This window comes from Rhizobium sp. 862_C5_N1_2 (assembly GCF_051811205.1).
In the GTDB taxonomy this organism is placed as follows: Bacteria; Pseudomonadota; Alphaproteobacteria; order Rhizobiales; family Rhizobiaceae; genus Rhizobium; species Rhizobium leguminosarum.
On record NZ_JBPWPT010000006.1, the window covers coordinates 53,013 to 72,815 of the forward strand.

At 57.6% G+C, this 19,803-nt stretch carries 8 protein-coding genes; 6 read left to right on the forward strand and 2 right to left on the reverse strand.

What is annotated here, in order from left to right; all coding sequences use genetic code 11:
• Position 1: 1 nt before the first annotated feature.
• Together ACD590_RS37575 and ACD590_RS37580 are read right to left on the reverse strand one after the other, a co-directional pair.
• Positions 2-874, reverse strand: a complete 873-nt coding sequence (locus ACD590_RS37575) for a PGN_0703 family putative restriction endonuclease (protein WP_096772211.1) — start codon at positions 872-874, stop codon at positions 2-4.
• Between the two features lie 91 nt (positions 875-965).
• Positions 966-1,691 carry a DUF2726 domain-containing protein gene (locus tag ACD590_RS37580; RefSeq protein ID WP_096772210.1) on the reverse strand — a complete coding sequence of 242 codons (726 nt, stop codon included), beginning with the start codon at positions 1,689-1,691 and terminating at the stop codon, positions 966-968.
• A 601-nt stretch (positions 1,692-2,292) separates the two neighbouring features.
• On the opposite strand from ACD590_RS37580, the gene ACD590_RS37585 reads away from it, so the two are divergent.
• The 6 genes from ACD590_RS37585 (at position 2,293) to ACD590_RS37610 (ending at position 19,723) form a co-directional block, all read left to right on the forward strand.
• Positions 2,293-2,994 carry a hypothetical protein gene (locus ACD590_RS37585; RefSeq protein ID WP_143540782.1) on the forward strand — a complete coding sequence of 234 codons (702 nt, stop codon included), beginning with the start codon at positions 2,293-2,295 and terminating at the stop codon, positions 2,992-2,994.
• 262 nt (positions 2,995-3,256) lie between these two features.
• Positions 3,257-3,829, forward strand: a complete 573-nt coding sequence (locus tag ACD590_RS37590; RefSeq protein ID WP_096772207.1) for a toxin-activating lysine-acyltransferase — start codon at positions 3,257-3,259, stop codon at positions 3,827-3,829.
• Between the two features lie 319 nt (positions 3,830-4,148).
• Positions 4,149-4,721 (forward strand): hypothetical protein, encoded by a 573-nt coding sequence (locus tag ACD590_RS37595; RefSeq protein ID WP_179874269.1) that lies wholly within the window; start codon positions 4,149-4,151, stop codon positions 4,719-4,721.
• Between the two features lie 797 nt (positions 4,722-5,518).
• Positions 5,519-16,645: a calcium-binding protein gene (locus ACD590_RS37600; protein ID WP_439021067.1), complete on the forward strand. Its 11,127-nt coding sequence runs from the start codon at positions 5,519-5,521 to the stop codon at positions 16,643-16,645.
• A complete protein-coding gene (locus tag ACD590_RS37605) occupies positions 16,617-18,416 on the forward strand; it encodes a type I secretion system permease/ATPase (protein ID WP_245424573.1) in 1,800 nt (599 codons plus the stop codon). Before ACD590_RS37600 ends, ACD590_RS37605 begins: the two co-directional genes overlap by 29 nt.
• A complete protein-coding gene (locus ACD590_RS37610) occupies positions 18,413-19,723 on the forward strand; it encodes an HlyD family type I secretion periplasmic adaptor subunit (RefSeq protein WP_096771283.1) in 1,311 nt (436 codons plus the stop codon). The genes ACD590_RS37605 and ACD590_RS37610 overlap by 4 nt, the downstream gene beginning before the upstream one ends.
• Positions 19,724-19,803 lie beyond the last annotated feature (80 nt).

Genomic DNA, 19,803 nt, shown 5'->3' on the forward strand with positions numbered 1-19,803 from the left:
TTCAAACCTCTTGGAAGCCTGATTTTCGCGACGCTGCCCGTGCGATCTTATGATCTATCCATCCAGAAAGCGCGTCCCAGAGCGCTCGGTCTCGACCGGCTTGGCAGGCGATCGCAATGATCTGCTGGTAGGAGATAGGCGTGATCGCCCCTTGGCCGGCGAGGCCCGGATCCATCAGGCCCCGTATCGCTTTCCGCGCCGTTGGAAAGCTTGGGTGATCGGCAAAGGCTGCCAGGGCAGCCGCTTGAAGGTTTCGGCGCTTGCCTATCGCTGCCGCCAGCACGGCGTTGCGCATCCACTGATAGGCGTCTCCCCTAAAAGGACAGGGCGCATGGTCGACAACCGGATCGAGCTCGAAGACCTTTGGGATGTATTCCCAATAGCGGATGCTCTTGCCTGTCAGAGCGCATCGCGACCGCACGCCATTCCCCGGGTTGATTTGGTCTTCGTAGTTTCCGTTGCATTGACGTTGGCCTGAGCGAGAAGCAGCCGTTTGGCTACATTGTCCTCCGGGTTCGGTGAACTTGCACTCGATGACGAGTGCGGCCGCGGAGCCGACGGCAAGTGCATCGACTTGCGTGAGCCTGGGTTCTCCCAGAAGCCGATCGGTATCAGTCCACTCGAGTGTCACTGTCCATGGGCCACCCGGTGCCACTCCCACACGCTCGGCGATGGCGTCGAAAATGCGGTCGCGATCTGTGCTCATCTTAAGTGTGCCGAACACATCGATTGCGATGGCTTGCGACGAATGCGCCTTATAGGCCTGAATTCGATTGGTTCGATCACGATGCCAGGGAAACCCCTTCCAGTCCTTGATCGCTGCGCGACTGGCCGGAAACAGATTTTCGCGAACTGCCTGGAAATCGGAGATCATCCCCGGGTGCGCCTCACTTCCATCAAGGCAAGACGATCGTTTCTTTCGGTCGAAGAGGCTCGACCCTGCATGCGTTCGTGATGAGATCGCTTTAGGTGACACTCGGCTTGTCCACCAGCTTCTCGACCAATTGTCTGAGTTCCGACGGCGTCGTTTGGCCAGCCACCACCTCATAATAGCCGATCCCGGCGCGTCGCAGCGCCTCCTTCTTGACCGCGTCGCGCGCGGCCGCGGTGCCTTGGTGATGCGCTCCGCCCTGGTATTCGATGACGTGCCGTGGGTGGCAATTGCCGTCCACGAGCAGCAAGTCGACACGTTTGGAGTTGATGCAGCTGTAGGCCTCTGAGTCGGCACTTCGAAGGATCTCGCCCAATGAAACCTGAGCCATCACCTGCCAGGACGAATTGCAGCCGATCACGACACTGTCGAGTTCTCGAAACACCCGGGCTTCACTCTTGTTCAGCAATGGTTGGATGGTGAACTTCGAACGCATCACGATACGCAGTTGATCCGTGGCATCGATTGGCCGCGATAGCTGAGCAGCTGGGGTCTGAAGCCAGGGGCCCTGTATGACGCGCTCGTTCCAGCGCCTTTCTTCCCGGCGTGATCTGCTCCTCTCACGCCCCGGCTGTTTGCTCGTCGCGGTTAGGAACTGCTCAATGGCCATCCCAATGATAATGCCGACAAACAGCGCAGCGACTAACAGTTCCGGCTTTTCGAAGTCTGCAACGGTTATACCGCCCGAAACGCCGACTGCGGCAGCTCCGATGATCAGCCAAGGTGCTGCGAACAGCACCGACCTCTGGCGATATTGCATGCCCCTCTCCGGATTCCCCGCCAAGATAGTATGACGCTTTTACGATGTGCGGAAAGTTATCCAAAAGAATGGGGGCTCGCACGCATGAAGCTTCCCCCGGGGAACCGATATTGGCCCGCAGTCGACATCCGCTTCGGCCCAGGACGTTCCTACGTCGCTGGCGCGGCGAGAGATTTTCGAGGCCAGCACTTGGCTTGTTGCTATGGGGTTCACGTTTTGGGCCAGGAAGATCGCATAAAGGATCGAAGGGAACCCGCCGGCAGGTGAACAAAAGATAAAGCATGGCAGGCACATAGCTATTGATGCAGTTCGTATTCGAACCGTTCAAGGCGCGGCACCAGCCAATCCTTCTCACCGCTTTCGACCCGTTCAAGAGCTTCACAGGCAGAGGACTCTCGCAATCCAAACAGCTATCCGTCACTTCAGATCAAAACCCGCGTCCAACGCCGATGGACCAAATGCGAAAATTGAGAACAGACCAAGCGGCGAAGGAAAAACTCGATGATTTTCACCTATATCCGTAAAACTAGTTGTATTGCGTTAGCGAATCCTTGAGCTGCAGCGAGCATCGTCCGCTCACCTCGAGATGGATCTGGACTTGATGACCATTTTTGGCCAATCGCGCCTAACACGCATCACCTACGCCGTGCTGCTTCTGCTCATGTTCTGCTTCGATTTTGCGAAGGACCCGATCGAGCGCCTGATTATGGCCGAACATGATCAGGCAGCGCGTGAGTTAATGGCGCCACGCACAGGGACCGCCGTCGGAGGAGAGGTCAGCGGCAAAAACATGCCGCTGATGTTCAAAGGGCAAGAAGAGTTGGTGAAGCAGGTTGCAGCCTCCGGCCGCAAGCCGACGGCAGAGGACATGCAAAATTTCCGTGCTATGGCGGCCAAAGGGGCTATACAGATGGCCATGGGAACTGGAGCGGGCGATGCCGAAACAGCCAAGCTCGTTGCCCGCCGCTCCTTCTTCGAAACGCTTTACATGGTTGCCGCGATTGCGATGACAGCGATCACCATTGTAGGCCTGCTCTACATGGTATCGAGTCGGCTTCGCGACATTGGTTGGTCTCAATATCTGCTTTGGCTGCTGCTCGCGCCCGTCTTCTTACCGAGGTTTTTCGCAATTCCCTTGCCGACGCTTGCGATCCAGGGAATTACCTGTTTCTTCTACGGCATGCTTCTCGTTCTTGCCTTCATTCCCGGTGAGGACTCCAGCCCACCCGCCCGTTACAAGTTGGCCCAGCCGACATCGGCTAAACGTCGGCCGGGTCAGTTCGGGCGACTTGGCACGCAATAGCCGTAGCGGCTCGTGCGGCCGAGTCGGGACCCGGCCCGACTAGTCGACTGAGTTCGGTCGCTGACTTGTTGACGAGAGGGTATGCCTCATCCGTCAAGGGCCGGAAGAGGACACGGACGAAATTTTCACCCAAAGAGAGCATAGCGCGGCAATTTCACTTGCAATTGTACATTCAATTTGTAATGTCCATCTGGCAGTCGCGCATAGACCGATTGCAACTCTATCGAGCCATTTTGCTCGAAACCCATGGGGCTGGGGATACATGAATAACATTGCGACGGAAGCGTCGGCTAAATCAAGTCAAAACCCATTATCTGATGAAACCAAAAAGAAGCTTGCCGGAGCTAAGGCGGCATTGCAATCAACATTTGGGCAGGTTGTTCTAGCGATGAGCTCGGTGCCACGCTACCGCAGTCAGATGTTATCCGACCTCCATCATCTGGTTGTGGATCCCTTAATTAATGATCGTATCGCCATCGCGACACCCAAGGCCGTCACTGGCATTGAGCCGCCGGCGATCGCCATTTGGGCGACTGTCAGTGCCGAGGTTGATGCTCGTATTTCGGAGCAGGCTAAGGCGGGAGTGTTCCCGGCCCGCCTGAAGCCGGAAGACTGGAAGAGCGGTGAGGTCGTTTGGTTGCTCGACGTGATCGCGCCCACACGCGAGCTGGCAACGATGGTTCTGGCGAATTTTCATCAGGTTGCCAAGCGAGGAGACATCAAGATCCACCCGATGGTCGCCCATTTAGTCGATCGGGAAATCTTGGGAAAACTGACTAACGGTGTCACGTCAGCGGCTGCAAGCAGCGCTGAGTTTGGCAACGTGATGAACTGATCGAGCTGGCCGCCGAAACTCCAACAACAAATGTCAACTTTGAGCGCGCCTCGACCGGGTGTGCGATATCCGTTGCGGTGGGTTTGGCACCAACATGCAGACAGTGAGCGTGCTCGCGTCGCTTATAATGAAGGCTGTGCCCCTCATCGTAGCGAAAAACTCTTGATTGAAAAATGGGCAGCTAATGAAGCGTCGGTCGCTCTTGGCATCACTTTGCGCACTGCCTCTCGCGTCTTGCCAGGGTGAGAGTGCATCTGTTCGCTTTAAGGTTATTGCGTCGGCTACGGTGGATGGCCGACCGATTGAGAGTTCCTCGGTGATGGAAATCACCTATTCCAAGGTAACGCGCAGCCTTATCGGAAATGGTGGCGTCACACGTCTGTACGGCGAGGCGCTGATTTTCGATCTCGGAGACAAAAGTACGGCCTATATCCTGCCGGTCCAGCATGATCCGAACAACACTCTGACTCAAGTTTACGAAGCCGGAGTACTGACGAGCCTTGGCATCAAGAATAGCATTGGTTCGCTGTCGGAAGCGGACTTTGCAACACTACGCGATGCGAGCGGTCGCCGTCCCTTCAAGCTAAAAACGGGCAGACTGCCTGTGATTGTCTCGTTCAAGAACGAAACCGATCCCAAAACGATATTTGAAATCCAGTCCGCGGATTTCGGTCGATACTTCCCAGGTATCCACTTCACAGGTCTCGATATCGAAATAACGACTGACCCTATCACCAATAAATTGCGAGAACGGCTCCCCTGGCTCGATACCGCCGTGGCGCCCGGAAAAATTTTTCCACGCGATCCTCCAGGGGTCTCGCGCCCACGCAATGAACTGCCGTTTAGCTACATAATAACTCCCGCCAGATTCTTTGGAGATGGAAGCCGATGACAGAGACGCCCACCGACAAGAACGTAATGTTGGCCCTGCTTGCTCTGGATGCATATTCAAGGGGAGATAACCCGCAAGTTACAGACAAGGACGGGAACGAACTCTCCAATAGAATTGGAAATGCCCAAGTCGACAAGTTGTCCAGCGATGTACTTGACGGAACTGCAAGCATATCTGGTTTTAGCGCCACTTCCTATAAATGGACAGTTGGCGGGACTACGGAAACGGTAATTGCCTATCGAGGCACGGATTTTATCACCAATGGCGGCTGGCCATCGATCGAGACGTTAAAGGACATAATTGCCGGCTGGTCCAGTTCCTTTGGGATGACCGGCGACGATACAGGTGTCCCGATCGTTCATCTCCAGCCCTACTATGCTGAAGAATTCTATAAAAACGTAACGGGTCATGAAGTCTTCCCCGGATGGAACTCCAGCGATGACGATTATGACTCGTCCACACCGTCAAATGTGATCATAACCGGTCACTCCCTCGGCGGTAGTCTTGCTGGTTTCATCGGGTCTCTGACAGGAACCGAGACTGTTGTTTTTAACGAGATACCCTACTTAGGCCTCGCGCTTACGGCGTCGCTTGATACGTTTTTCAGTACCCTGACAATCGCTGACGATCCAAAGCAGATTGCCGACACAGTTCTCGATGCGCTGAAAGGGGAAGGCCTAACCATTAACGGTTTCAGGCTCCCCATGGCCACGAGCGTAACCTCCTATCGAATGGATGGAGAGGTGGCAGCTTTGGCGCGCGTCCTTGGGCCGTTTCTCGGGATACCAACGAATCTGTTGATCGACAAACTTCGCGGTGCAGACGCGGCTCAGGTCGACGCCATCGCGGCGGCAGCTCTCGTATATGGGCTCTCGGTCGATGGACAGTCTCATATCGTGCCCATGAATGCCTATGGCGGCGGCTTGCTGGATGCCATCAGCTTGCATTCTCAGGCGCTTATGGTTCTCACGACTTACGCCGATGCTGAACATCATGTGAGCTGGAGTTCCGTAGGCGGGTCTCTGTTCAAAGCATATTTTGACGAACAGCTTGGCGTTGCGGCTGAAGCGGATCAACTGGGCGGATATGGAACGGCAGCCAGCAAGATGCTGAATGCGATCGCTTATTCCGTACTCGACGAGGGCAATCTTATCTTCGGCAACACGGGGGCGCGCGCTCTTTTCGACGACGCTGATGCTCTCGGAGTTCTAGTCTCATCGGGGAAGTCATCAGCAGTTCTGGAAGGTGCTTTGGATGGTCTGGCGGAAGCAATCGTGCAATTTGCCGGTTTGATGGCTGTTCGACAGGTCAACTATCACGACTACGGCGAATCAAGCCCCTACCGTCCCGAGCAAGGAGTTGTTCAGCTTTCTGACGAGAATGGCGATGCAGTCCAGACCGCTGATCAAGCAAGTATTCTTACGCTTGAAATAAACCAGGAACTATGGCGCTTGGGGCAGGACGACCCTAACGCGTTTATCGAAATCCGAGGCGTGAAGACGCTTCTGGAGAGCCTGTTCGAGCGCACGGCTGATACAATCGGAAGCAGTGTCGTTACGGAGGCAATTCATACTCTGTATCCCAGCTCAGAAGACAAGCCGATCCAAGAGGTAATCGGCGCGATACAATTTTCGGTTTCCGAAGATCCGCTCAAGACAAAGCTGCCTGAGTGGTACGGCGGATACGACCCGCACCATGCGTCATTGCTAGCTGCTACCGATGGAGACGACGCGGTCGATGGCAACTCTAAGAACAACATAATTGCTGGCTCGGACGGTGATGATGTTTTGGATGGACATAGCGGCCGCGACATCTTGATCGGGGGTTCCGGAAACGATTTGTTCATCGACTCGGTCACTGAAGAGAACGTAAACACTGGCCATAAGAACGATAACGATATTTACGTCGGCAGCGATCAAAAGGTTGGCCTTCTAACTGATTTCCTCGAGTGGCTCGTATTCGGCACCGAAACAGACACGGTCCGATACACGGTTGATCCGGGTGCGTCAGCAACGGATCCCGAGGCGACCGGAGATCTTTCTGACTTCACACAAGGCCTTCGCGTCACCGATCTCCAGAAAACCACGCTCGGCCAGGCTGAGGCCATTAAAATAACTATAGAGGACGCCAATAGCGGCGCAAAAGGTACTGACATCCTTCTTTCGATCGATAAGGTCGAATTGTCAGACCGAGCTGACGAACTTGTTTTGAACGATGCCGCACTCGATGCACCCATCCTCATCGATATGGGCAAATCCGGGCGTATCCAATCCGAGGTGCCGGCTGGCGAGAGGTTGAGCCCTAACGCCTTCACTGAAAACGTCGATGTCGTCGACTACTCTGGGCTGTCGCACGGCATTAACTACCTCAACGGTGTGACGTCGGACCACGATGACGTCTACACGCTTGACAACGTATTCCAATGGCAGGGTTACGATCAGGAACTCTTGACCATTGTCGACTACGCGGCCAAGGGAGCGCTTGGCTACAACAATGCGCTGCATGTTCAAGGCGCCGATCAGGTCAAGCTCAGCGATCATGATGATGTGCTGATCAGTGCCGACTTCGGCTCGATCATCACCACCGGTGAGGGCCAGGACAAGATCTGGTTCACCAACGGCATCGGTGTGACTGACCTCAGCAGCGAAGACCGCATCGCGCTCGGCGGTGTCTTGACGCTTTATGGCGGCCTCAAAAACGAAGCGTCGGAGGATCCCTATGCCTGGGGTCCGTATGGAACAGCTTATGCATTGAATGCCGAGGGAGAACTCGTCATCCGCAATGCATTCTGGCATGTGGCCAATGCCGATGGGACCCCGTCGGATGGCGTCGCGACGATGTATGTCCTCAATTGGAAGGATCAGGCGACGGCGGGCCCAGGCGGCGAAGGCGAAGTTGGGCCAGGCGGGATCTTCCTGGCCGAATACCATATGTACTTCGTCCGCTTCCGTGACATTACGCTCGATATGAAGGGGCAGTATTCCGTGCTCGGCGAGGGCGCGTTCGACATTCTCGGCCTGATGATCAAGACGATGACGGGTCATTATCCCTGGGGTGGTCAGGATCCTCTCGTCCTCGACCTCGATGGTGACGGCATCGAACTCACGGCGCTTGATCGCTCCAAATCGAAGCTCGATCTCGACAACGATCTCTATGCCGAGTCATCCGGTTTCGTCGGCAAGGACGACGGCGTTCTTGTCCGTGACCTTAATGGTGATGGCAAGATCACTGGTTCCGACGAGATGTTCGGCAACGCCACCACTTCGGGACTCGCCGCACTCGCCCTTCTCGACGGCAATCACGACGGTAAGGTCGACGCCAACGATAGTGGGCTCGCAGACTTCAATGGCGATGGTACGGTCACATCGGCCGACAGCTTCTCCTCACTTCTCGTCTGGCAGGATGCCAACGAGAACCACCGCACCGATACCGGTGAGCTCAAGAGTGTCGTGGATCGTGGCATTACCTCGATCAACGTGACGCCGAACACCGGAACCACGACCCAGACGGTCAATGGAAATACAATCACCAGCACCGCAGGCTATACGCTCGCTGACGGTACGGTTCGCACGATCGCAGACGTGCTGCTCAGTCTCGACAACCAGAACACCACCTATGTCGGTGCTCCGATCCAGGTCTCCCAGTCGGTCCTCGACCTTGCCGACCTTAAGGGGCGTGGCACCCTCGTGTCTTTGCACGAGGCACTGAGCGTTCTTCCGACAGCCGAGACGGCTGTGCGCGCTGCAGTCCAAACGCTGACGTCGCCGGTCCTATCGGACTTGCGCGAGGCAATCCGGCCTATCCTGACGGCATGGGCTGAAGGCTCTCCGGTCAAGATTGGTGCTGATATTATAACAGGCGCCGCGGGCCTGACCGCGTATGACGACCTTGCGATCGTTCGCAAAGACGGCAATGTCGTCGATTACGCTTGGGGCGTTTCCTCCGCCGGTGACAGCACGTCCGACATTCCGGGCATCCGGATGGCCTCGGGCGTCATCGTCTCGAGCAGTGAGGGTACGTCGGGACGCGGCGAGCTCTCCAGCCTCCTATCGCAATGGACGGGTGGCGACTCATCGATTGTCGTCACGACCGGAACGGAACTGCATAACGGCGTTTCGGTATCCTATCTCGATTACCGCGACGGTGACGACTACCTGCGCATCTACAACTACCAGAAGGCCGACTGGAGCAGCAATCTTGCATCGTCGGCCAATCACACGCTCGGCAGCGGCGTCGTCATCGACACGATCTCCGGCTCGGACTTCTCCTTCTATGAACGGTTGATCGGTGAATCGCTGCACGCGTTCTTCGATGTTCCGGACTCCGCCACCGCCGGCTACCAGGCGGTTGCGGCCTTCCTCGACAAGATGGATGATGCCCTCGACCTCTTTGCGGTTCGGCTGGCGGTGCAAAGCGGTCCCCTTGCGCATTATTTCGATAGCATCGACTATAATGCCCAAAGCGACGGCTTCACCTCGAAGAGCGGCTCGCAGATTGCCGCTGTCTTCACTGCGCTTCTTGCCGATGCCGAGCAAAGCAGCGACGCCGTGTCATGGCTCACCGATTGGAAGCCTTTCTTCGACGTATTCCTGTCCGACTATTCCCGTGGATCGGCATCTCAGAAGAACACCTATGCCTTCCTGGTGCAGAACATGCTCAACGCGGTTGAGCAGCATGCCGGCGGCATCTCAGTCGTCGACTTCGCGCATGCCTTCGGCATGGCGCAGGATCTGTTCTTCACCGGAACCGGCGTGGTCATTGGCAGCGGACAGGACGACATCCTGATCGTCGATGGTGGCGAAACGGTCGTTCGCGGCGGGACAGGCTCGGACAACTATGTTATCGGCAAGAGCTTCGGCTCGACTGAGATCTTTGACGACGATGGTCTCGGCGGCAGCGTCGATACGGTCCGCTTCTCCGCCCACAATGCCGGCGACATCATAGCCTCGCGCGATGGTATCGACCTGCTTCTGACCGATAAGGTCACCGGCGCTGTATTGCGCATCACCAACGAGTTCGAAGGGCGCTGGCCTGGCTTGATGATTAGCGACGCCTCCCACGACTTCGGAATCAACCAGATCGTATTCAAGGACGGCAGCGTTTGGACTAAGGTGGACATTGCCGAAGCCGTTTCGAAGATCGATGATGCATCGACCCACGTCACAGGTACGGAGGACATCGATGTCCTGCAGGGTGGTAAGGGAGACGACCTGCTCGAGGGCGGCGGTGATACTGATATTTATCGCTACGGTCGTGGCGACGGGCAGGATACGATCCACGACTTCGAGGGCAATGCCTTCCGCAATGACCAGGATATGCTTCAGTTCCTGGACGGCATCCGTAGTGGGGATCTGATATTCCTCCGCGATGGCGCATCGAACGATCTCGTCATCCGCTTCAAGAATAGTCCGCTCGACCAGATTACCATCCAAGGACAATTCGCTGCGACCTATACCGGTCCTTATGGCACCTGGTACATGAACCGCATCGACCTGTTCACGTTCGATGACGGCAGCAGCCTGACAAGCGATCAGGTCGCCAGCATCGTGTTGCAAGCCCATTCTACTGATGGAAATGACGAGCTCTATGGCATGGAGCGCGAAGACATCCTGCGGGCTGGCAAGGGTGACGACTTCATCTCCGGCGGAAATCAGAGCGATCTCTATCTCTATGCGCTTGGAGACGGTCACGACGTCATTCAGGATCGAATGACCAACATTCTGTCCGGAACCGATGACTTCCTGCGATTTGGAGCAGGTATCGGCCGAGAGGATATTAGCTTCGGCAGGGTGGATGGCGACCGCCATTCAATTGTTATCTACGTCAATGGTGGTCAGGGAAGCATTACGCTCCAGAACGAGTTCGCCTACGCCGCATCTGGTGTCTTTGGAAATATCTTCTTCGACCGTATCGAGCGCATTGATTTCACGTCGGGCGACCAGAGCATTTCCTGGCACGAACTCGCGACGATGCTCATCGCGTCGGAAAAAACGAGCGGTGCCGACATCATCGAAGGTTTGGATATTGACGACATACTTGATGGAGGGGCCGGCGACGACACCCTGTACGGTTACAACGGCAACGACACCTACGTATGGGGCCATGGCTACGGCAACGATACGATCCAGGAGCGTGGCGCCGGCGCTCTGAATGGCGGCGATTTCGACAAGATCATTTTCAACGATCAGGTAGTCGCATCTGACATTCAGCTAGTTCGAGATGCAGGTAGCAGCGATCTCGTCATAAGGCTTCGCGACAGCGGCGAAACGCTGACGCTGATCGGCCAATTCTCTTACAATGCCATAAATTATCGACCAGACCAGGTCGATGAGATCCATTTCTCAGATGGCGTTGTCTGGAACGCCGCCGACATCCGCAGCCAATATCTGCTTTCGATGAAAACGGCAGGCAACGACTCCATCTACGGATTCTGGACAAATGACACCCTGGATGGGGGGGCAGGCAACGACTACCTCGCAGGTGGCGATGGCGATGACACCTATTTCTTCGGCTATGGCGACGGACAAGACATCGTCCAAGAGAGCTATGGCATTGTGCTCTATTCCGATAACGACACAGTCCGGTTCAACAGCAACGTCAACGTTGATGACGTCACATTCCAACGTGTCGGCGACTACGACCTGCTGATAACGCTTGCCGGATCGAATGACTCTCTTCTCATTCGGAACGAATACGATATCGCCGTCTGGGACATGAACGATGTCGAGCAGTTTGCGTTCGCTGACGGCACGATTCTATCGAAGTTCGACATCATCGTTCGGTTGATCGCTGCCCAGGTGACCGAGGGTGACGACACGGTCACGGCTTTTGATTTCGACGATGTCATCGCCGCAGGTGCGGGAGCGGACACGATCGATGGCCGTAGTGGCAATGACACGATCACCGGCGGGACCGGCAACGACACGATCGACAGCGGCTGGGGCAACGACACGATCTATTACGCCCGTGGTGACGGCAACGACACGATCACGGATACGGGCATGTGGGATACCGACGACCGGCTGGTGTTGTCCGGCATCAATCCCGCCGACGTGACGTTGGTGCGCAATGGCAACGATGTGACGCTGGTCATCGCCGAGAGTGTGGCGGGTGCGGGCGACGCCGGCTCCATCCTGCTCAGCGGCAATCTCAACGAGTACTATCAGACCGGCCTTGAGAAGGTCGTCTTTGCCGACGGCACGATATGGACGCGTGACACGATGCGGGCAGCAGTGCTGGCCGAGGCATCGACGTCAGGCAACGACGTGATCACCGGCTTCAACGCGGCCGACATCATCAATGCCGGCGCCGGCAACGATACGATCAATGCCGGTGATGGCAATGACACGATCACCGGCGGGATCGGGAACGACACGATCGACAGCGGCTGGGGCAACGACACGATCTATTACGCACGCGGCGACGGCAACGACACGATCTCGGATTCGGGCATGTGGGATACCGACGACCGGCTGGTGTTGTCCGGCATCAATCCCGGCGACGTGACGCTGGTGCGCAACGGCAACGATGTGACGCTTGTCATCGCCGAGAGTGCGGCGGGTGCGGGCGATGGCGACAGCATCCTGCTCCAGGGCAATCTCTACGAATACCTTGAGAGCGGCCTTGATAAGATCGTCTTCGCCGACGGCACGGTGTGGAGCAGAGCTGATCTCAGAGCGATGCTGGTGAACTTTGCCGGTACTCCAGGCGACGATGTGATTACCGGATCAAACACGTCTGACATCATCAATGCCGGCGCCGGCAACGATACGATCAATGCCGGTGATGGCAATGACACGATCACCGGCGGGATCGGCAACGACACGATCGACAGCGGCTGGGGCAACGACACGATCTATTACGCACGCGGCGACGGCAACGACACGATCACGGATACGGGCATGTGGGATACCGACGACCGGCTGGTGCTCTCCGGCATCAATCCCGGCGACGTGACGCTGGTGCGCAACGGCAACGATGTGACGTTGGTCATTGCCGAGAGTACGGCGGGTGCGGGCGACGGCGGCTCCATTATGCTCCAGGGCAATCTCAACGAATACTATCAGACCGGCCTTGAGAAGGTCGTCTTTGCCGACGGCACGATATGGACGCGTGACACGATGCGGGCAGCAGTGCTGGCCGAGGCATCGACGTCAGGCAACGACGTGATCACCGGCTTCAACGCGGCCGACATCATCAATGCCGGCGCCGGCAACGATACGATCAATGCCGGTGATGGCAATGACACGATCACCGGCGGGATCGGCAACGACACGATCGACAGCGGCTGGGGCAACGACACGATCTATTATTCCCGCGGCGACGGCAACGACACGATCTCGGATACGGGCATGTGGGATACCGACGACCGGCTGGTGTTGTCCGACATCAATCCCGGCGACGTGACGCTGGTGCGCAACGGCAACGATGTGACGCTTGTCATCGCCGAGAGTACGGCGGGTGCGGGCGACGGCGGCTCCATTATGCTCCAGGGCAATCTCAACGAATACTATCAGACCGGCCTTGAGAAAGTCGTCTTTGCCGACGGCACGATATGGACGCGTGACACGATGCGGGCAGCAGTGCTGGCCGAGGCATCGACGTCAGGCAACGACGTGATCACCGGCTTCAACGCGGCCGACATCATCAATGCCGGCGCCGGCAACGATACGATCAATGCCGGTGATGGCAATGACACGATCACCGGCGGGATCGGCAACGACACGATCGACAGCGGCTGGGGCAACGACACGATCTATTATTCCCGCGGCGACGGCAACGACACGATCTCGGATACGGGCATGTGGGATACCGACGACCGGCTGGTGTTGTCCGACATCAATCCCGGCGACGTGACGCTGGTGCGCAACGGCAACGATGTGACGCTTGTCATCGCCGAGAGTACGGCGGGTGCGGGCGACGGCGGCTCCATTATGCTCCAGGGCAATCTCAACGAATACTATCAGACCGGCCTTGAGAAAGTCGTCTTTGCCGACGGCACGATATGGACGCGTGACACGATGCGGGCAGCAGTGCTGGCCGAGGCATCGACGTCAGGCAACGACGTGATCACCGGCTTCAACGCGGCCGACATCATCAATGCCGGCGCCGGCAACGATACGATCAATGCCGGTGATGGCAATGACACGATCACCGGCGGGATCGGCAACGACACGATCGACAGCGGCTGGGGCAACGACACGATCTATTATTCCCGCGGCGACGGCAACGAAACGATCTCGGATTCGGGCATGTGGGATACCGACGACCGGCTGGTGTTGTCCGGCATCAATCCCGGCGACGTGACGCTGGTGCGCAACGGCAACGATGTGACGCTTGTCATCGCCGAGAGTGCGGCGGGTGCGGGCGATGGCGGCTCCATCCTGCTCCAGGGCAATCTCAACGAGTACTATCAGAGCGGCCTTGAGAAGATCGTCTTTGCCGACGGCACGATTTGGACGCGGGCGGACATGCTGACACATATCGCCTATACTGGAGGCACCGTCGGCAACGACATCATCACCGGATCTTCGGCCGCAGATGTGTTGCGTGCAGGACTGGGCAACGACACCTTGAAGGGCGGGGCCGGCAGTGATGCGTACATCTATCTTGCAGGTGATGGCAACGACATCATCGACGAGCCGACGTCGGGAACCGATAGCGATGTTCTCAGGCTGGATGACTTGCTCAAGAGTCAAGTTCTCTTTGCTCGGTCGACAACATCCGCAAGCGACTTGATCATCACAGTCCTCGCAACCGGCGAAACGATTACGCTGAAGAACCAATTCGATACTGCCGGAGGCGTCGAGTCGATCGTCTTCAAGGATGGCGAGGTTCTCGGTGGTGCCGCGGGCGCGTTGGATACTGCGCTCACGGGGCTGCTGGCAATCTATGGAACCTCAGGTAACGATACACTTGCCGGAACGACGGCGAATGACATCATCGATGCGGGTGCGGGCGACGACCGACTTGAAGGCAAGGAAGGCACCGACACCTATATTTATCGACCCGCCGACGGAAATGATGTCATTTTCGACTACCGAGGGTCTCGTGATAATCGACTCGTACTTGGACTTGGAATAGACGCCAGCGATGTTGTTTTCGCGCGCGTTGCCGCAGACTCGAACGATATTAAGCTCGCCTTCCGCTCGATGTCTGGATCGATCACGCTCGACGGTCAGCTTTGGAGCGATGCGGGTGTTGAGTTCATTCAGTTCGCCGATGGTACGGTCTGGAACGAAACAGAGATGTTGCGTCGGTATGTTGCGGACCAGCAGACGTCCGGCAACGACATCATCTGGGGTACGAATCTATCCGACCTGGCAACGGGTGGTGCGGGCGATGACACCCTGACTACCTTTGGCGGCAACGATCGTCTGGTCGGCGGGACAGGTAACGATCGCCTTGACGGCAGCGGCGGTACCGACGTCTACGTCTACGAGGCAGGCGATGGGGACGACGTGATTTTCGACTACACCGGCAGTCGCGACAATGTTTTGGAGTTCAGGCAGGGGATCTCTTCAGCGGACGTGGTGTTTTCACGCGTCGCGAGCGACGCGGCCGACATAAAGCTGACGTTCCGCTCATTGTCCGGCTCGATCGTGCTCGACAATCAGCATTGGGGTGACGCCGGTGTGGAGTTCATTCGGTTTGCCGACGGCACCCTATGGGACGATGCCGAGATCGCTCGCAGATACGTTGCAGATCAAAAGACGGCTGGTGACGACACGATTTGGGCAACGAACCTATCCGACAACGTATTCGGCGGCGCCGGCAATGACACGATCGTAGCCTACGACGGCAACGACCGTCTTATCGGCGAGGCAGGCAACGACCGGCTGGACGGCGGCGGCGGCAACGACGTCTACGTGTACAACGGCGGCGATGGCGACGACGCTATCTTCGACTACCAAAGCAGCCGCAACAACGTTCTCGAATTCGGTGCCGGAATTTCGGCAGCGGACGTAGTGTTTTCACGTGTCGCGAGCGATGCGGCCGATATGAAACTGACATTTCAATCGATGGCTGGCTCCATCGTGCTCGATAATCAGCACTGGGGCGACGCCGGCGTCGAGTTTATTCGGTTCGCCGACGGCACGATCTGGGATGATGCCGAGATCGCTCGTCGATATGTCGCGGGTCAAACGACGGATGGTGATGACACCATTTGGGCAACGAACCTATCCGACAATGTAGTCGGCGGCGCCGGCAATGACACGATTGCCGGCTACGATGGCAACGACCGTCTAGCCGGCGGGGCGGGCAACGACCGCCTGGACGGCGGCGGCGGTAACGACGTCTACGTGTACAACGTCGGCGATGGCGACGACGCTATCTTCGACTACCAAAGCAGCCGCAACAACGTCCTCGAGTTTGGTGCCGGAATTGCGGTAACAGACGTTGTCTTCTCACACGTCACGAGCGATGTGAACGACATGAAGCTGTCATTCCAAGGGATGACAGGCTCCATCGTTGTCGATAACCAGCTCTGGGGCGATGCTGGTGTCGAATTCGTTCGTTTTGCCGACGGCACCGTCTGGAACAAGACTCAGATCGCGGCACGCTGTGTAGCCGACCAGCAGACCGCCGGCGACGACATCATCTGGGGGACGTATGGCGCCGATACAATCCAGGGCGGGGCTGGCAACGACACTCTTCGCGGGGTGGGTGGAAATGACACTTTCGTGTTCAAGGCTGACTTCGGCAAAGATACGGTGACAGATTTCTCCGCCGGTGCGGGCATTGGTGATGTCCTCGACATCAGTGACGACCTCTTCGCGGATTTTGCATCGGTGATGGCGGCCGCCACCCAGGTCGGAGCAGACACGTTGATTACTCATGACGCCAACACGTCGATCACTTTGAAGAACGTCGCGCTGACAAGCCTGCACCAGGATGATTTCCGCTTCACGGCTGCAGCGTGAGAAAGAGGAAATCGTCTTGAACAAGGCTGCAGAACAGTCGTCACAAGTATTCCTTGTGGCGGTTCTCTCGTCGCTTCGAAAGGCCTTCCTCGGAGTCGGCCTGACAAGCTGCGTCATCAATATCCTTGCTCTGACCGGCTCATTTTTCATGCTTCAGGTCTACGACCGGGTCATTCCCGGCCGTAGCCTGCCGACATTGGTGGGACTCGGGATCATCGCCGCAACGCTGTTCGTCTTCCAGGGCGTCTTGGAATTGATCCGGTCGATGTTGCTCGTCCGGGTTGGCACTGCGGTCGACGAACGTTTCGGTGACCGCGTTTACGGCTCTCTCGTCTTATTGCCGTCGCGCATGCAGATGCCGGGCGACGGGCTACAGTGCGTGCGGGATCTCGATACCGTCCGCGGTTTTCTGTCGGGACCGGGGCCGACCGCGCTGTTCGACATGCCCTGGATGCCGTTCTATCTTTTCCTTTGTTTCCTCTTCCACATTTGGATCGGAGTGACTGCGCTTGCCGGTGCACTGATCCTTATCGCCTTGACCATGCTTACCGAGGTTCGGTCGCGGCAGCCGGCGAAGGAAGCAGCCAAGCTTGCCGCCGAGCGCATCAATCTTGCCGAAGCGACCAAACGGAACTCGGAAGCCGTCCTCGCCATGGGCTTCGGCCATTTCATCGGTGAGCGTTGGACCGAGCTCAACCGAAAATATCTGGCAAACCACGTTGCCGCCAGCACGGTCACGGGCGGGCTGGCGACGGCATCGAAAATCCTGCGCATGATGCTGCAGTCGGGCGTGCTCGCCGTCGGCGCCCTTCTGGTGATCCGTCAGGAGGCAACTGGCGGCATCATGATTGCTAGTTCCATTTTGGTGAGCCGCGCCCTGGCGCCCGTAGAACTCGCCATCGGGCAATGGAAAGGCTTCGTTGCCGCCCGGCAAAGCTGGGGGCGGCTGACTAAGCTGATGACGCTCATGTCGTCGGAGCAGCGCGAGGTCGATCTACCGGCGCCGCGGGAAAACCTGATCGTCGAGAACCTGCAGATCGCCGCGCCGGGCGGGCGCAGCCCTATTCTTCGCGGCGTCTCCTTCAAGGTTTCGGCAGGAGAGGCAGTTGGCGTTATCGGTCCGAGCGCATCAGGAAAATCCACACTCGCCCGCGCAATCACCGGCCTTTGGTTGCCCTTGGGCGGCGCGGTAAGGCTCGACCAGGCTCTCCTTACCCAGTGGGATCCGCACGAACTCGGCCGCCATCTCGGTTATCTGCCACAGGATGTCTCGCTTTTCGATGGGTCGATCGCGCAGAACATTGCACGGTTTGACCCAAAGGCCGACTCCGAGACTGTCATCGCCGCAGCGAAGGCAGCTGGCGTCTACGACATGATCGTGCAATTTTCAGATGGGTTTGACACCAAGGTCGGAGAACAGGGATCGGTGCTCTCGGCCGGTCAGCGCCAGCGCATAGCGCTTGCTCGCGCACTCTATGGCGAGCCGTTTCTGGTGGTTCTCGACGAGCCTAATTCCAACCTTGATGCCGATGGCGAGGCGGCCCTGACGAAAGCGATCTCTGGGGTTCGCGCGAGGGGAGGGATTGCGATTGTGATCGCACACCGGCCGAGCGCGCTCACGGCAGTCGATCAGGTTCTTGTCATGGGCAATGGCCAGATGCAGGCCTTCGGTCCGAAGGACGAAGTATTGAAAAAGACCACGGCGAGGCCAGCCACGGCGACCCCGCAGCCGATGCGCCTGCTGATCGGCGGCGAGGAGACGGGAACATGAGCGATGTCGGAGCGCCATCGGCGGAAGGCGCCATCCGCAAGCTGACGGTAGCCGCCCTCAGCATCGTCGTCCTACTCGGCGGTGTGATGGGCGGTCTCGCTGCCACCACCCACCTTTCAGGCGCGGTCATCGCCTCCGGAATGGTCGTCGTTGACACTTATGTGAAGCCGGTACAGCATCAGAAAGGCGGTACCGTCGGCCAGATATTCGTCAAGAATGGAGATCTGGTGGAAGCCGGCCAGATCCTCATCCATTTGGACGATACCCAGACCCGCGCCAATCTCGCCATCGTAACCAAGCGGCTGAACGAGCTTTCCGCAAGGACGGCTCGGCTTGTAGCGGAACGCGACGGCACACAGTCGATCGCTTTTTCCGAAGAGTTGCTGGCAAAGGCCAGCGATCCAGAGGCCGCGCGCTCGATCGAGGGCGAGAAACGCCTCTTTGCCAACCGCCGGTCATCGCTGGTGGGGCGAAAGGCGCAATTGCGTGAGCGGATCGAGCAACTCAAGCAGGAAGCCGAGGGTCTGGTCGCCCAGGAAACCGGCAAGCGCCAGGAGATTGCGCTGATCGAAAAGGAACTGGAAAGCATTCAGCGCTTGTTCGATCAAGGGCTCGTTCCCGCCAACCGGGTATATGCGTTGCAGCGTGAGGCCGCGAGCCTCACTGGCGAGCTCGGCAACCTCGTCGCGACCGAAGCACAGACGAAGGGTAAGGTCACGGAAACAGAACTCCAGATCATCCAGATCGATGATGACCAGCGTAGCGAGGTCTCCGACCAGCTTCGACAGGCCGAGGGAGATATCGGCGAATATTCCGAACGCCTGGTCGCTGCTCAGGATGATTTGCAACGTATCGACATTCGCGCGCCGCAGGGCGGCATTGTGCATCAGCTTGCCGTGCACGCATCCGGCGCCGTCATCGCTCCGGGAGAAGCGATCATGCAGATCGTTCCGGATCGCGATGCCCTCGTTGCCGAAGTCAAGCTGATGCCGACCGATATCGATCAAGTGTCCATCGGACAGATGGTGCATTTGAGATTTTCTGCCTTCAGCCAGCGGAACACGCCGGAGCTGAATGGTGTCGTGACCAGTGTTGCAGCAGACCTGACGAGCGATCAGCGCTCGGGCCTCAGCTACTACGTCGTCCGTACCAAGGTTTCCGATGGCGAATGGCAGAGGCTTGGCCAGGTCACGCCCGTTCCCGGCATGCCGGTCGAAGCCTTCATACAGACCGGCGAACGAACGGCGCTGGCATATTTGACGAAGCCTCTCATGGATCAGGTCGCGCGAGCCTTCAAGGAAGAATAAAAAGATGCGGCGCCTTAATCACCGACCGGGGGAAGAAAGACAGCTGACCAATGCCGACACTCTCGACCGTTCGGCATTCC